12 protein-coding genes are annotated in these 15,583 nt (G+C 48.8%); 11 read left to right on the top strand and 1 reads right to left on the bottom strand.

The features are described 5' to 3' along the window. The first annotated feature begins 95 nt into the window (after positions 1-95). The 10 genes from L6H65_RS00730 (at position 96) to L6H65_RS00685 (ending at position 12,940) form a co-directional block, all read left to right on the top strand. Entirely contained in the window at positions 96-1,733 is a 1,638-nt protein-coding gene (locus L6H65_RS00730; RefSeq protein ID WP_236338338.1) for a DUF2339 domain-containing protein, read from the top strand. 185 nt (positions 1,734-1,918) lie between these two features. Further along, positions 1,919-2,998, top strand: a complete 1,080-nt coding sequence (gene leuB / locus L6H65_RS00725; protein WP_236338337.1) for a 3-isopropylmalate dehydrogenase — start codon at positions 1,919-1,921, stop codon at positions 2,996-2,998. A gap of 130 nt (positions 2,999-3,128) precedes the next feature. Further along, on the top strand, positions 3,129-3,677 hold the full coding sequence (locus L6H65_RS00720) for a peroxiredoxin (protein ID WP_236338335.1): 549 nt from the start codon (positions 3,129-3,131) through the stop codon (positions 3,675-3,677). 167 nt (positions 3,678-3,844) lie between these two features. Further along, complete coding sequence (locus L6H65_RS00715) at positions 3,845-4,261, top strand: hypothetical protein (RefSeq protein ID WP_236338333.1); 417 nt, start codon at positions 3,845-3,847, stop codon at positions 4,259-4,261. A gap of 108 nt (positions 4,262-4,369) precedes the next feature. After that, complete coding sequence (gene sigI, locus L6H65_RS00710; RefSeq protein ID WP_236338331.1) at positions 4,370-5,191, top strand: RNA polymerase sigma factor SigI; 822 nt, start codon at positions 4,370-4,372, stop codon at positions 5,189-5,191. Further along, positions 5,188-6,876 (top strand): anti-sigma factor domain-containing protein, encoded by a 1,689-nt coding sequence (locus L6H65_RS00705; RefSeq protein WP_236338329.1) that lies wholly within the window; start codon positions 5,188-5,190, stop codon positions 6,874-6,876. The genes sigI and L6H65_RS00705 overlap by 4 nt, the downstream gene beginning before the upstream one ends. 892 nt (positions 6,877-7,768) lie before the next feature. Next, complete coding sequence (locus L6H65_RS00700) at positions 7,769-9,142, top strand: ATP-binding protein (protein ID WP_236338327.1); 1,374 nt, start codon at positions 7,769-7,771, stop codon at positions 9,140-9,142. Positions 9,143-9,310: 168 nt separating this feature from the next. Then, positions 9,311-10,825, top strand: a complete 1,515-nt coding sequence (locus tag L6H65_RS00695) for a leucyl aminopeptidase (protein ID WP_236338325.1) — start codon at positions 9,311-9,313, stop codon at positions 10,823-10,825. A 123-nt stretch (positions 10,826-10,948) separates the two neighbouring features. Then, positions 10,949-12,226, top strand: a complete 1,278-nt coding sequence (locus tag L6H65_RS00690) for an MFS transporter (protein WP_236338323.1) — start codon at positions 10,949-10,951, stop codon at positions 12,224-12,226. 105 nt (positions 12,227-12,331) lie between these two features. Continuing rightward, complete coding sequence (locus tag L6H65_RS00685) at positions 12,332-12,940, top strand: sulfite oxidase-like oxidoreductase (protein ID WP_236338321.1); 609 nt, start codon at positions 12,332-12,334, stop codon at positions 12,938-12,940. Positions 12,941-13,046: 106 nt separating this feature from the next. Here the strand turns inward: L6H65_RS00685 and L6H65_RS00680 are convergent, their stop codons facing one another. After that, positions 13,047-14,795 carry an alpha-glycosidase gene (locus L6H65_RS00680; protein ID WP_236338319.1) on the bottom strand — a complete coding sequence of 583 codons (1,749 nt, stop codon included), beginning with the start codon at positions 14,793-14,795 and terminating at the stop codon, positions 13,047-13,049. Positions 14,796-15,105: 310 nt separating this feature from the next. On the opposite strand from L6H65_RS00680, the gene L6H65_RS00675 reads away from it, so the two are divergent. Beyond that, positions 15,106-15,561, top strand: coding sequence for a CBS domain-containing protein (locus tag L6H65_RS00675; RefSeq protein ID WP_236338317.1), 456 nt, complete (start codon positions 15,106-15,108; stop codon positions 15,559-15,561). Positions 15,562-15,583: the final 22 nt, after the last annotated feature.

The following is a 15,583-nucleotide window of genomic DNA, read 5'->3' as shown; positions in this document are numbered from 1 at the left end:
AGAGAAAGTTGGTACTATTGCAATTCTGCAAGTTCTATACAATAAGGTTTAAGGACCTGGTCCTAAAACTTTATCCCAAATGGGAGGCTTGCAGGATGAATGATTTTTGGAAAAGGCATTGGACGACGCTCGTTGGATCTTTATTTATGGTTGCATCTTTAATTACGCTGTTTAAGTATACGTCAGATCAAGGCTTGCTTACTGATCCGATTAAGATCGGGATTGGATTGCTGGCAGGAGCGGCATTCGCGGCAGCCGGCTTGTCGCTGCATCGATCGAAGCGCGCTGGCGCGAGAATCGGAGGCGAGCTTGGCACAGGCTTTGGGGCAGCCATCTGGTATACGACCTGCTCCTATGCCGGCATTTATGCGGCTGTATGGAACTCGATGACCGTGCTGGTCGTGATGAGTGCCATTACGATCGGAATCTCGCTGTTCGCTTATCGCTTCGGCTCCAGAATGCTGATGTCGGTTGGCCTCGGCGGTGCGCTGCTTGCGCCGCTTGTCATGCAGCCTGTTACGGATCAAGTGTTCACGTTATTCCTGTACCTGCTTATTGTGAACATTGCGTTCTTCACGATTAGCGTTATGAAATCATGGGTCGAGCTGCGAATTGCGGCTTTCATTCTAACCTGGGTGATGTATGCGGTCTATTACATTCACTTTCTGCCGGAGGGCGGCGAGTGGTGGAGTATGCCGATGAGATATGCGATTGCGGCATTTCTGTTCTATCTTCTGGCCTTCTATACCGCTTCATGGCGGGAGAAGAGCGGATTCAGCGGGGGCAATATTTATTTTAGCTTCACGAATACGGTCTTGTTCGGCATCTGGGCGGCTATTGTGCTGAAAAGCAGCTCCTCCATGATGATTCTGCTCGCGGTTATCGGAATCCTGTATCTGGCTCTGGCAGCATTGGTTTATCGTCATGGCGGCAAGAATGAGGCAGCATTCTATATGCATGCAGCCTTTGGCGGACTATCTCTGCTGCTTGGCATGGCTAATCTGGGCAGCGGCTCAGAGCTTCGGCCGATGTTCGGCGTCTATGTGTGGACGGCTATTGCATCTCTTGGCATGTTGCTTGGCTTCGGGCTGCGCAAGGACTGGATTAAGGGAGTGTCCTCTTTTATCTGGATATGCACAGGCGTATATTGGTTCGTTGCTACCTGGGACGTTCCGCGAATGAACTGGTTTGACGTCTATGTGCCGTTCTTGAACGGAGGCGCTGTCGTCTGGATAGGGCTGGCTGCATTCGGATTTGTCTGCTCCCGCAAGGTTCGTTACTCATTCACAGATACGGAGAACAATGCATTATTCTCGAATCTGTATGCGCTTGGCGGCCACTTCGTGGTTGGAGGACTGCTGACCGTCCAAATTATGAACAGCTTCGAGGAATATGCGTTGTCATTCAGCATGCATCTTGCATTGTCCGTCACTTGGGCGATTTATGCGCTGCTGCTGTTCGTATGGGGGGCATACAGCCGTCAGCGGCTGTTCCGCTGGATTGGCTCCATTGTGCTCGTTATTGTTTCCCTTAAAGCGATTCTGCTGGATATGTCGAATGAGGCTACGATCTCCAAAATGTTTGTGTTTGTCGCGCTTGGCGCCATCTCGTTTGGCATCACATGGGTGAACCAGCGTTGGCGAGACAAGGAAGAAAGTGCACCGACCGTCTCGGCATCACCTATGCCTGCAGCTGCATTACCTTCTTCAGCAAGCGTGCATGATTCCGAATAGGGAGCGTTATACTTCGCGCCTATAGAAGTCATAGCTTTAATATCTTTGTCTTCATGACGATTTTATGGTACAACTGAGAGTAGAATGAGAACCATAATCACTAATAGGGCTGACGGTCCAGCGGCGGGAGTAACAGCAGCTGAAGCGGGCAGCCCTTAATACAGAAGGAGTGTCTTAAAAAGAGTATGGCAGACGTGAAAAAAATCGCGGTTATCGCCGGTGATGGAATCGGCCCGGAAGTTGTTGGAGAAGCATTGAAGGTATTGAAAAAAACCGAGGAGCTGTTCGGCTATCAGTTCGAGACGGAGCATGGCTTGTTCGGCGGAATCGCCATTGATGAGAAGGGAACTCCGCTTCCACAGGAGACGCTCGACATCTGTAAGCGCGCAGATGCTGTGCTGCTCGGCGCAGTAGGCGGTCCTAAATGGGACAACAACTCCAAGGAGCTTCGTCCAGAGACGGGCTTGCTCGGCATTCGCAAAGCATTGGGCCTGTTCTCGAACATTCGCCCTGCTACGGTCTTCGACTGCTTGAAGGAAGCTTCCACGCTGAAGCCTGAAGTGCTTGAAGGCACAGATTTGATCGTTGTGCGCGAGCTCACTGGCGGCATCTACTTCGGCGAGAAGTTCCGTCGCGAAGGCGCTGGAGGAGAAGAAGCGGTTGATACTTGTGTATATAATGTTACGGAAGTAGAACGCATCGTGCGTCAAGGCTTCGAAATTGCGCAAACACGCCGCAAGAAGCTGGCTTCTGTTGATAAAGCTAACGTTCTTGAGACATCCCGCCTGTGGCGTGAAGTTGTGAACCGGATCGCTCCTGAGTATCCGGATGTAGAGGTTGAGCATGTGCTTGTAGACAACTGCGCAATGCAGTTGCTGCGTCGTCCTTCCAGCTTCGATGTTATCGTAACTGAAAATATGTTCGGCGATATTCTGAGCGATGAAGCAGCTATGCTGACAGGCTCTATCGGCATGCTGTCCTCTGCATCGCTTGGCGAAGGAAGCTTCGGCCTGTACGAGCCGGTACATGGCTCTGCGCCTGATATTGCGGGACAAGGCATCTCCAACCCAATCGCTACAATTCTTTCCGTTGCGCTTATGTTCCGTCTGACGTTCGGTTATGCGGAAGCTGCCCAATCCATTGAGGATGCAGTCAAGTCTGTTCTCGACGCCGGACACCGCACGGGCGACATTGCTGTTGATAAGAGCAAAGCAATCGGGACAGAAGCAATGGGCGATCTGATTATTGCAGCGATGAAAAAGTAAATTAAAATAATTATTAAAAAGAAATAATTTCATTCTTGACTTTGTTATAAAGTGATGTTACGATTTTAATCGAACAGTTACCCGGTAACAGGGTCTAATAAACGCGAAAGCGTCAAGGAGGTTTTTCATAATGGCAGAACGTTTGGTAGGTCGTCCGGCTCCTGATTTCACGATGGAAACGGCAACTGGAAATGGACAGGATTTCAGCAAAGCATCTTTGACAGATTACAAAGGCAAATGGCTTGTGCTCTTCTTCTATCCGCTGGATTTCACTTTCGTATGTCCGACTGAAATTACGGCGCTTAGTGAAGCAGCTGGCGAGTTCAACAAGTCGAACACTGAAATTCTTGGTGTCAGCGTAGACAGCAAGCACAGCCACCGCGCATGGATCAACACACCAGTTAACGATAATGGTCTTGGCCAATTGAACTTCCCGCTTGCAGCAGATATTACGAAATCAGTTGCACGTGACTACGGTGTTCTGATCGAAGAAGAAGGTATCGCATTGCGCGGCCTGTTCATCATCGATCCGGAAGGCGAAGTGAAATATCAAGTCGTTAACCATAACAATGTAGGACGTAGCGTTGAAGAAACGCTTCGTGTACTGCAAGCATTGCAATCCGGCGGATTGTGCCCAATCAACTGGAAACCAGGCGACAAGCATCTGGTAGCGAAATAAGCCAGACTTCACAATTGAGCATATAGGAGGACCCGGCACCGGTACAGGCTGCCGGGTTTTCTATTCTTTGTATGTCTCTGCAGGCAGGAATTTAACGTATGGAGAGCGAATAAGGTTAGTATGATTTTCTGCAATTCAATTTGAGGAATGAGTTAGGGGGGACTGTCATGAGTTTTTGCTGCGGCGCTAGTATGATTGGCACGAACGGAACATTAAAGCATTTTCGAACACACATTCATAATGTACCTATTCTTTTTTGTCCGGTATGCAATCGGGTTGATATTCATCCTATGATTGAGAATGAATACGAGATTCTAGCCGAATACGCTCATGGTGATGGCGCCTCCGAAGTCGATTTTCTCGAATATGTGGATGATGAAGGCAAGAATCTGTTCGAGAATTGCGTCAACAATGAGAACGAGGATCCGCTGGATGTCGTTCAGAACCAGATTGATATGGCTCTCGATCTTCTAAGCTTCGCCAAGGGGATTGAAGACGCCGCTTGGGAGACGGAGTTGAAACGCCGTCTAGCCGTTCTAAGCAAGCGGCGCAGCAAGCTTCGCGCCCGGCGCACTTCCTGCTAAACATTCTGCTCCCTGTAGAAGGGGGCTTTTTTTTCTTATGAGGACGATTTGCCATACCCCCACAAGCGAAATGAACATCACGAAAACTATAACTGTGAGGTGGAGCGGGTGCTACTCGTACTATTCAAGCGATTATTCGGCAAGAATGGATCGGCTCAATCACCACCTGACGATGAACGGGACGCCCCTGAAGCAAGAGTGGAGCGAATCCGCGCGGGAGAGGATTCACGCGATGCGTTTATCGCTGCGTATAAGCCCTATATCGCCAAGGTGACGAGCAGATTCTGCAAAAGATATATCGATCCTTCGCGGGATGATGAGTTCAGTATTGCGCTCAGCGCCTTCGACGAAGCGATCAACCAATTTTCAAGCCATGCAGGAAAATCGTTTCTCGGCTTTGCCGAAACGGTCATTCGGCGGAGGCTTATTGACTATGTCCGCAGAGAGCAGCGTCATACGCGCTCTGTTCCCTATAGCGCTTTTGACCATACAGATGAAGAAGACCAAACGATTAATTCGATTGAGCTGAAGGAAGCGATCTCGCGCTACAATATCGATCAGGAGGCAGAGGCTAGACGGCTTGAAATTGCGGAGTATAATCTTTGCCTGAATGGCTATGGGATTGCTTTTTCCCAACTGCCTGATTTGTCGCCGAAGCATGCTGATTCCAGGGAGCTGCTGATGTCCATTAGCCGCAATTTTGCAGCCGATTCTTCGCTGTTCGAGCCCTTTGCGATTACGCAGAAGCTGCCGATCAAGGAATTGTGCGCGTTAGCCGGCGTCTCCAGAAAGACAATTGAACGCAATCGCAAATATATTATTGCCATTGCTTTGTTACATAAGGGCGAATATCCCTATCTGCAGGCTTATTTGCAGCCGCTGCTGTCGGTGGAAGAAGATGTCGAAGAAGAGAAAGAGGTGAGAGCATGAATCGTGGAATCGTGATGGAGAAGGGAAAGCGGCATCTTATTGTGATGACGTCGCAAGGTGAATTTCGCAAGGTTACCCATAGAGGCGATGCAGCAGTCGGGGAAGAAATTGTTATCCCGGAGCAAGTGCGAATATTGAAATCGCGGCCGATATTTGGAGCCGGCATTGCTGCTGCGGTCATGCTGCTTATCCTAATTCCTTTTCTTGTGGGGCAGTTTGGGAAGGGCTCGCCAGTCGCTGCTTATTTGACGATGGACATTAATCCAAGTATAGAAATTGGTGTTGATGTTGACGATGAGGTGGTGGAGCTGCGCGCTTTGAATGAGGATGGAGCGGTAGTGACGGACCAGTTGGACTATAAAGGATTGCCGGTCGGCAAGGTCACAGGCTTGATTATGGATCGTGTGAAGACAGGGCATTATCTGGAGCATGGCGACGGCGATGTCATTATTACGAGTATTTTGATGAATGAGAAGGCAGGAGCCGCTTTCGAGGAGAAGCTGACGGATACGGTGAATGACGCGGTGAAGAAAGCATTGGATTCGGACAAATCGGGGACGGGTTCCAGCTCGAATGTTCAGGTGACGACTGTTTCTGCGCCTGTAGAAATTAGGGATGCGGCCAATGAGAAAGGGGTATCCTCCGGCAAGCTGGCTTTCTATTTGATGGCGAAGAGCAAAGGCCACGAGGTGCCGCTTGAACAGCTGCAAACCCAGTCCATCCACAAGACAGCAGAAGCTATGGGCGGGGTCAAGGCTGTGATTGGTGATGGGAATGGGAATGTGCAAGGGAATGCGAATACGAAGGAATCGACCAAGCTGAGCAAGGAGCAGAAGGAGCAGTTGAAGCAGCTGCTGAAGAAGGATAACAAGAAAAATAAGAAGCAGGAAGAGAAAGAGAAAGAGAAAGACAAGAAGAAAGACAAGGATAAGGAGAAAGACAAGAAGAAAGACAATGATTCCTCCGATAAAAAAGGGGGCAAACCAAACAATAACGTCGCAGATCCCGAGAGCGGAAAAAGGAACAAGAACGGGTCCCACCAAACGAAAGATGATGACGATGACGACGATAACGACGATAACGACGATAACGAAAATAAATTAAAACCAGGCAATCATAAGGGTGATAAATGGAATTCGACAAATAAAGACGGCAAATCCGATAATAAGGGTTCCAAGAAGGACGATGACAAGGGCAATAATAAGAAGGATAAAGATAAAGATAAGGATAAGGATAAAGATAAAGATAAAGATAAAAATAAAAATAAAGAGTCCCAAAACAATATGAGTGATCGTGATAGGGATGGCGATAAGAACGACGATAAGAAGGACAAGAACGACGATAAGAAGGACAAGAACGACGATCATAAGCGCGATAATGAAAAGAATGACGAGGGAAAAGATCATAACAGGAAAGAAAATAACAGGAAAGACAATAACGGGAAAGGGGACAAGAAAGGAGACAAGAAGGGGTACGAGGGAGAGAAGAGTAAAGAGAACGATAGAATGAATGGCAAAGAGAACGATAGAATGAATGGCAAAGAGAACGATAGAATGAATGGCAAAGAAAACGGCAATCAGAACGCTAGAGAAAGTAAAGAGACCAAGAAAGATAATAATAAAGAGAATAATAAAGAGAATAACAGAGATAATAGTAAATCAAATAGTCAGCGTAACGGTAAATAAAGTAGCAGATAAGGGGTATCATTGTAGAAATCGTCGACATCGTATAAGTGTATAATCGACAAACTTTTTTTGGGAAGCTGGCATGACTTGATTTAATGAGGAGGGGCATATTTTGCAAGTGATATGTCCCTGTTTGTATTGCAGAAAAACAGTTGTTGGAAAGAATTTATGGAGCGGAGTCTATCGGATCAAATGAGACAAAAACAGGAAAAAATTTCGGAGTAACTTCAAAAGCAATAACTTTGCCGTTCTTATCTTTGTAAGAAATAAAATAATTACCAAACTGAGATGAAAACTCTGTTTTCTGATAGGAAAAATCCAAATCATTATATTTGAAGCTTGTATAAACGGAGGCCGTTAATCGAGCAGTCATTTTCTGTATAAAATTGAACTGGTAAGATAGTATTATTAAAAATAATATTAATAATGTTATAGTCGATTTCTTATACTTTCTCACGCCTCATTTCTCCTTTCTGAGAGGTTATTTATATAAAGAAGTTCTAACAGGAATAGTCTAACATATATGGTATCAATTATAAACCAACCAGACTATTGGGTAACCTCCTGGATCGATGCTAATTCAGAATTCTCCGTACGCCTCCACAACCGGTCCGCCGCGTTTTTGCCTCTCCGCATGGAATTCTTCCGGCGATACTTCCGGCGAAGCAGCCTTCAGCGACGATGCTGCGTAACTATTGTAGTTATTTGTTTTTTTGCGGCTATTTACTCGACAAAAAACGCGTCAAAAGACCCTTTGGAGCGAGTGGTATCGGGTCTTTTTGTGCGGCGTGTTTCGACAGTATCTCCTGTTGACATGAATTAGAAGAAGTTACTATGATATTTGTAAATGGTATGGGTACGCCGTTCTGTGCCGCAGGAGATGAGGGATAACATGCAAGCGATTCGAAAGCGTTATTTTCCGGCGCTTGCCGAATACATTCGAAGCGGTAGCGAGGCATCGCTCTTTGAAGCGACTGAAATCGGTAAATTGCTTCATGGTATTCATCCGGAAGATATTATTGCGCTTCACGAAGAAACGATGCAGATTCTTGTTGCCAATGTCGAATCGGAGGAAGCGCTTCAATTGTACAGTCGTTCTTTTCTATTCCTTATTGAGCTCATGGTTGCCTTTCGCGTTCGGCTGCAGCCAGAGCAGACGCCAGAGCAGCGTTTCAGTGAAATGAGAGATATGCTGCTGCACTCACACCGCTCATTTCGTATGGTCAAAAATAAATATGAGAATGTGCTTCAGCATATGGATAGCGGTATCGCTATTTTTGATGGTGACGGCATCCTGTCCTTTATTAATTTGCAAATGGCCAAGCTGCTGGATATTCCACGCAAAACGTTGATAGGCTGCGGACTTCGCGACATACTGTCTCATCCGCAGCTTCGGCGGGGAACGAAACGCATCATTCTTCGCCTCTACAAGGAGATGTTTCTTAGAAGGAGCCGGTATTTGGAATTCGAGGATGCCAGCGGCAGGCACTTGCTCGTGACCGTCACTTATGGCGATCAGCTCGATGGCGATTATTTGTTCAGTGTGAAGGATGTGACGGAGTTCAAGCAGATCGAGCAGACAGCTTATCAGAATGACAAGCTGGCGATGCTCGGCAAGATCGCGGCGGCAATTGCGCATGAGATTAGAAATCCGCTTACTTCGATTCGCGGTTTCATCCAGCTGTTGAAGCCTCTTCTGCTGCAGCTCGGCAAGGAAGAATACGCCCGGATCATTCTGGCTGAGATTGATCGGGCGAACGATATTATTTATGAGTTTCTGAATTCGTCGAAGCCTTCTGCGCCTATGAAGCAACGGGAGTATATTAATTTCCTCTTGAAGGAGGTCATTATGCTCTGTGAGAGCGAAGCGCTTATGAAAGGCTGCGGGATCAATCTGGAATCCTATGATCAGGATATGGCGATCTCAATCGATGTCAAACAAGTGAAGCAGGTGATTCTAAATATTATACGCAATGCGATGGATGCGATCGGCGAGCAGGAGCAGGAGCATGTGGGGCGAATTGATGTCATCACGCGCCGTGAGGGCTCTTTTGCAGAAATCAAAATTCGGGACAACGGCAAAGGAATGGATACGACGACGCTGAGCAGGCTGTTCGATCCGTTCTTTACGACGAAAGTTGCTGGAACCGGACTGGGATTATCGGTGAGCTATCGCATTATTCGGAATCATGGCGGCTCCATTCGTGTGGCCAGCAATCCAGGTGAAGGGACGGAATTTAATATCTATTTGCCATTAGTGGAATAAAGGCTTAGAATCGGGTTAGTGACTGATTCTAAGCTCCTGCCAACCTTCTAAACGGAAGGCGAAATGGGCTGTCAATGTCAAGAATCGGGGCAACCCGATTTTTTTGCGTTAGGGAATAAGTGGAAAAGATATCAGGTGATTAGAAAAGAATTGAAGGAGATGTTCAGGATGGGTGTTCAATTTACATATGGAGCTAAAGGGCTGGAGTCCGATGCAATTGTGCGGTTCGTAAGCCGTGAGGAATTGCAGGGCGTAAATGGCGCGGATACGGAGTGGGTACATCCGCAGTTGGACGAGTCTCTGCGGAGCCATTATGCGAAGGAGCTGTTCAAGGGGGAGCCCAAAGAGACATTAAGCCTGCCAACGCTTGGTCTGCTGCCGGCATCACATGTCATCTATGCCGGTGTTGCGCAATCGGGGCTGACTGTGGATGGTTTGCGTGATGCCGCTGCCGCTGCGGCTAAAGCAGCAAGAAAATTGAAGGCTGTAACTGTGGAGCAGCAGCTTCCTGTATCTGTCTGCACCGGTGCGACGGAATACACGATCAGTCAAGCCGCGCAAGCGATGACGGAAGGCTACTCGCTCGGCTTGTTCACCCGGAAGACGGAGAAGAAGGATGACGAGAAACGGTATGCTTCTGTACAGACGGTTATATTCACGCCGCCAGCGGATAGGAGCGGTTCCTCAGAAACCGCAGAGCAATGGGAAGCCGGATTGCGCCGGGGCACTGTGTTCGCGGATGCCGTGAAGTATGCGCGGGATCTGACGAATCTTCCGGGCAACAAACTTACGCCTGAGCTGCTTGCGGAGGAAGCGGAGGAGCTGGCTCGGACGTACAGCCTCGATTGCGAGGTGCTGGATGAGTGGTCAGCCGCGGAGCAAGGAATGGGCGGTCTGCTGGGCGTCGGTCAAGGAAGCGTGAATCCGCCTCGGATGATTGTCCTGCATTATCAAGGTGCGCCTGATGATAAAGATGTTTGGGGCCTGATCGGCAAGGGGATCACATTCGATACTGGCGGCATTTCGCTGAAGAAGGCGGAGGGCATGGAGGAGATGATCTCAGATATGGGCGGCGCAGCAGCGGTGCTAGGAGCAATGAGAATTCTGGGCGAGCTGCGTCCGGCTGTCAATGCGGTTGCCGTTATTCCATCTGCGGAGAATATGCCTTCTGATCGAGCGATCAAGCCAGGCGATGTACTGAAGACGATGAGCGGGATTACGATTGAGGTTGTGAACACCGATGCGGAAGGGCGTCTTGTTCTCGCTGACGGATTGACGACAGCGATCAGGCGCGGTGCGACAAAGCTGGTCGATGTCGCCACACTTACTGGAGCAGTAATGGTCGCGCTTGGAGATGTTGCGACAGGAGCGGTGAGCAACGATGAGACGCTTCAGCAGCAGGTTGTGCTTGCCTCGAAGCGGGCGGGCGAACGGATTTGGCCGCTTCCGGCTTATCCGGAGTTCCGCAAGCAGCTAGAGAGTGATGCTGCAGATATGAAGAATAGCGGTGGGCGGCTTGGCGGTACGATTACAGGAGGACTGTTCATTGGGGCATTCGCTGAAGAGAAGCCGTGGGTGCATCTGGATATCGGCGGCACGGCATGGCTTGAGCGTGAACGCTCATGGGAATCGAAGGGTGGAACCGGTGTTATGGTTCGTACGTTAGGCGAGCTGCTGGTTTAGAGCGAACGGAAGGGCAGCAAGAGAGGAAGCAGCAAGAGAGGAAGCAGCAAGAGAGGAAAGGCAGGCAAGAGACGGCAAAGGACGGCAACGTAGAAGTTAACATCATGAAGGAGTTCATATACCATGTCATTCTTGCAGCATGTCATGTCCGTGTTCCATCGCAAGAATCTGTCCAGTTATCGCAGAGGGCTGTTGACTTCCATCATGGAAGGCATTCCAGCAACCGTCATTTCAAATTTGTTAGGCGGACCTATTCTGACGGCGTACATCCTTTATCTCGGAGGGGCATCGGAAGAGGTAGGGCTCGTTATGGCCATTCCTGCTCTTGCGAATATGATCCAGCTTGTGGCTGCATATTATATGCAGCGGCTCAATAACCGGCGGCTTTTCCTAATCATTACTGGAATTACGCATCGTTTAATTTGGGTAGCGACAGGATTTATTCCATTCTTGGTTGCAGAGGAATACCGGGTTACGGTGTTCATCGCAATGTTTCTTGTATCGTTTCTATCAGCTTCAACCGCAGGCATGTTCTGGACCTCTATCATTGCGGACATGGTGCCTCCAAAGGTAAGAGGCCGATACTTCGGCATTCGCAATACGATTCATTGGGCGATTGCGAGTCTTTCGCTCCTGATTGGCGGTCAAATTCTGGAGCATATGAATGAGCGTACAGGATTTGCACTGCTGTACAGCATCAGTGCGATTTGTGTGGTTTGGAATGCGATAGAGCTCTGGCGATACCCTAATCCGTTATTCGAGAAATCAGTAGAGTCAAGCTCTGCCCGGCGCTTCCTGAAGCCGCTGCGGGATGCTTCGTACATGAAAGCGACGCTGTTTATCGCATTATTTATTTTGGTGCAGAATGTTGCGGTCCCCTTGTTCTCCTACGTCATGCTGGACATTCTAAAGATCAGTTATTTGTGGATCACAGTTATTACGACGGTTCAGATGGTTGTCATGATGTTTAGTTATTATTACTGGGGAACGTTAAATTCGCGGTTTGCGTCCCGGACGCTGTTGCTGTGGACACTGCCTATTATTGCGCTGTCCTGTCTACTGTGGGCGGGAATAGAGCTATTGCCGGTCATTTTCGTCCTGCTGCTCGTTCATATTGCTTTAGGCTTCGGTCTTGGCGGGTACAATCTGGTTGTGTTCAACTTCGTGATCGGCGATACGCCCAAAGCAGATCGTCCGATGTATATAGCGATATTCTCCGCATTGACCGGACTTACGGGATTTCTAGGTCCGATGATCGGCGGCTGGCTCTATAAGCTAATTGAGGATAGTCCGTATTGGCTGCAAAGCTACGGTATTGCGTTCTTCACTGGCATGCTGCTGCTTGCGCTTGCATTGACAATCGGGCCGCTGGCGCTGCGTGTGCAGCGTCGAAGCAATTAATTTCGAAGTGTTTCAAGGGAAGAGCTGTGTCAGCCCGCGTTGGAGGGCGCAAGAAGACACAAGAAGACACAAGAAGACGCAGCAATTTAGAAGGAGGCGGTTGTAGTGGATAGCGGTAGGGACAGCAAGAGCAAGGAGGAGCGCGACCTCGCTTCGCGTATTCCGCCAGGGCAGCGGTTGACGGAAGCGTTCCCCGTCCTGCATCATGGCTCGGTTCCCCATTACAATGATATGGGCAAATGGGATTTGCGATTGTTCGGACTTGTGGAAGAGGAAGCGGTTATTACCTACAGCGAATTTCTGAAGCTCCCACGGCAGGAGTTCGGGAATGACATCCATTGTGTCACGACATGGTCCAAGCTCGACAATGTTTGGGAAGGCGTTGCTGTTGCAACGATTATGGAGAAGGTGAAGCTGAAGCCGGATGCGAAGTATGTCATGCTGCATGCTGAGCATGGCTGGACGACGAACCTGCCGCTAGAAGATTTTCTGCGGGACACTTCATTGCTGGCTATGCGCCACAATGGAGAGCTGCTGACGCCGGAGCATGGTTATCCGGTGCGTATGGTTGTACCGCATCTGTATTTTTGGAAGAGCGCCAAATGGCTGCGCGGCATTGAATTTATGGCGGCTGACAAGCCCGGGTTCTGGGAACGAAATGGCTACCATATGTACGGCGATCCCTTTCGCGAGGAAAGATATGATTTTGATTGAAATGACTAAGACCCGCAAGAGGGACACTTTTTACGAAAGCGTCCTTCTTGCGGGTCATTTGTTTTTCTGGCGGATCTTTCGTTTGCTTCACATCACAGCTTGCAGTTTACAAGGTCCGTTGGAACACCTGATAGCTGAACGGGAGCAGCTTAAGACTCGTTTTGTCGCCATCCGATTCAATGGTTGATCCTGTGAAGGCTTCGGTCCAAGTGCCTTGCGGAAGAATGATCTCCAAGGTATTGGTCACCTCGTCGGCATTAGCCGCGATAATGAAATGTGAGGCATCATTAAACCGCTCATATGCTAGACGTTTGTCGTTCTTCTCCGCATGGAGGAAGCGGAACTCGCCGTTGCGCAGAACCTCATGCTCGCGGCGGAGACGGATGATGCTCCGATAATGCTCGAACAGCTCCCGATCCTGCTTGCTCTCATCCCATTCCATACATTTGCGGCAGTCAGGATCCATCTCGCCATTGATTCCGAACTCATCCCCGTAATAAACGCAAGGTGTTCCTATGAATGTGAACAGAAACAGCGTCGCGAGCCTCATCCGCTGCTTGTCATCACCGCAGATCGTTAGAAGCCTCGGTGTATCGTGGCTGCCCAGCAGATTGAACGCGGCTTCATTCACCTGCTGCGGGTAGCTGGATAGAATGCTGCCAATCGCATTGGCGAACCTTGCGCCGTCTAATGTTCCTCTGTTCGTAAAGAAGTCCAGCACAGCATCAGTGAATGGATAGTTCATGACAGCATCGAATTGGTCGCCCTGCAGCCACATCATAGAGTCATGCCAGATCTCGCCCAGAATATAGGCTTCAGGGTTGGCGGACTTCACGACTTTACGGAAATCACGCCAGAAGGCGTGATCCACCTCATCGGCCACGTCAAGGCGCCACCCGTCGATGCCGATCTCCTCGATCCAGTAACGGGCGACATTGAGCAAATATTCCTTCACTTCAGGATGCTCCGTGTTCAGCTTGGGCATTATCGGCTCGAAGCTGAACGTTTCGTAGGTCGGAATGCCGTCCCTTACTTCAAGCGGGAATTCACGGACATGGAACCAGTCCGCATAACGGGATGCCGCTCCATTGCTTTTTACATCGAGATAAGGTGGGAAGGTTGCGCCGCAATGGTTGAAGACGGCATCGAGAAGGACGCGGATACCCCGTTTATGGCATTCCTGCACAAGACGCTTCAACGTCTCATTGTCGCCGAAGTTAGGGTCCACCTTCAAATAATCCTGCGTATCGTATTTATGGTTCGTGGTCGCTTCAAACACTGGATTGAAATAGATGGCGTTGACACCCAGCTCCTCCAGATGATCGAGATTGTTAATGACGCCCTGAAGATCGCCGCCGAAGAAGTTCGTCCGGGTCGGCTTGCCGCCCCAAGGCTCAACGCCCTCAGGATCGTTAGAGGGATCGCCATTAGCGAAACGCTCCGGGAAAATTTGATAGAACACGGCATCCTTCACCCAGGCAGGAGGGGTGAACACGTCGATGGGATTGATATAAGGGAACTCGAATAAAGCCGCCGCGCTGACGGGCATCTCCGGGGTGAAGCCGCGCTCATTCATATAGGTGCACAGATTGCCGGATTGCAGTATAAAAGCGTAAGCCAGCCGCTTGAATGGCGGGCGAACAGCCGCTTCCCAGAAATCAAACAGCTCATTGGAAGCGAACTTGACCATGTCGGTTACGATCTTGGTGCCATTGAAATCCCACTTGTCAACGGCAAGCACCTGCACCTTGTCCATGTCGTCTCGTTTGGTTTTCAGGCGGATATGAATGGTCTCGAAATCATAGGCATAGGACCAGTTTTGTTTGGGACGGTGGTAGACAGCTTCCAGCAGCATATTGAATAATCCTCCTTGTTGGTCGAACAAATGAATGTGAAATTAGTTGCATTATATCATGTAGCTCTTTGGCATTTAAAGGGCGCTTAGATTGCAAGGCTTGTCAAGTGTGCTGGAAGTCTGGAGAAGTGCGGCTCATGCCGCTGATCTCTCAGGCAAGGTATACGCGTAGAATGAATATTTTTGATTGTGAAGGGCATAATGGATGTCGGTATTGACAATTTCAAATATAGTTGCATAATACAATTATATACCTTTCATCATGGGGCTCAATTTGCACGGTTAATCATTGATTAGGGGGATGAGAACGATGAAGGCACATGAAATGATGATCAGCCAGGTGTTTAAAGTGAAGGAAACGGATTCGATTCGGTCTGTTCTCAAAATATTTATTGATCGCGGCATTAGCGGACTCCCCGTCGTTAATGACAGGGATGAAATTGTCGCCTTTATAAGTGATGGAGATATTATGCGCTATATTGGAAAGCATAAGGATTTTATTATCGATACCTTCTTTTTTGTGAATGTGATCAAAGGCGATGAAGATGAGTTTGAGGAGAGGGTTCAGAAGATACTGGATTTAAACGTGATGACAATTGCCAAGAAAAAGGTGCATAAAGTAAGCTGGGACGAAGAGGTTGAGAATTTCGCCATTGTTTTGGGAGAGAAACAAATTAAGAAGCTGCCGGTAGAGCGGGATGGGGTATTGGTTGGCATTATCAGCCGTGGGGATGTGATCAGAAATTCCTTCAAGGACCTGCTGTAAGCCGATTATGCAGAAGCTGAAC

This window comes from Paenibacillus plantiphilus, from assembly GCF_927798095.1.
GTDB classification, from domain to species: Bacteria; Bacillota; Bacilli; order Paenibacillales; family Paenibacillaceae; genus Paenibacillus_Z; species Paenibacillus_Z plantiphilus.
This window is presented reverse-complemented; position numbering and strand designations above follow the sequence as displayed.

What these genes read in the sequence shown, in the direction of transcription:
- L6H65_RS00730 (WP_236338338.1), top strand. Translation starts at nt 96, where the DNA reads ATGAATGATTTTTGGAAAAGGCATTGGACGACGCTCGTTGGATCTTTA.
- leuB (WP_236338337.1), top strand. Translation starts at nt 1,919, where the DNA reads ATGGCAGACGTGAAAAAAATCGCGGTTATCGCCGGTGATGGAATCGGC.
- L6H65_RS00720 (WP_236338335.1), top strand. Translation starts at nt 3,129, where the DNA reads ATGGCAGAACGTTTGGTAGGTCGTCCGGCTCCTGATTTCACGATGGAA.
- L6H65_RS00715 (WP_236338333.1), top strand. Translation starts at nt 3,845, where the DNA reads ATGAGTTTTTGCTGCGGCGCTAGTATGATTGGCACGAACGGAACATTA.
- L6H65_RS00705 (WP_236338329.1), top strand. Translation starts at nt 5,188, where the DNA reads ATGAATCGTGGAATCGTGATGGAGAAGGGAAAGCGGCATCTTATTGTG.
- L6H65_RS00700 (WP_236338327.1), top strand. Translation starts at nt 7,769, where the DNA reads ATGCAAGCGATTCGAAAGCGTTATTTTCCGGCGCTTGCCGAATACATT.
- L6H65_RS00695 (WP_236338325.1), top strand. Translation starts at nt 9,311, where the DNA reads ATGGGTGTTCAATTTACATATGGAGCTAAAGGGCTGGAGTCCGATGCA.
- L6H65_RS00690 (WP_236338323.1), top strand. Translation starts at nt 10,949, where the DNA reads ATGTCATTCTTGCAGCATGTCATGTCCGTGTTCCATCGCAAGAATCTG.
- L6H65_RS00680 (WP_236338319.1), bottom strand. Translation starts at nt 14,795, where the DNA reads ATGCTGCTGGAAGCTGTCTACCACCGTCCCAAACAAAACTGGTCCTAT.
- L6H65_RS00675 (WP_236338317.1), top strand. Translation starts at nt 15,106, where the DNA reads ATGAAGGCACATGAAATGATGATCAGCCAGGTGTTTAAAGTGAAGGAA.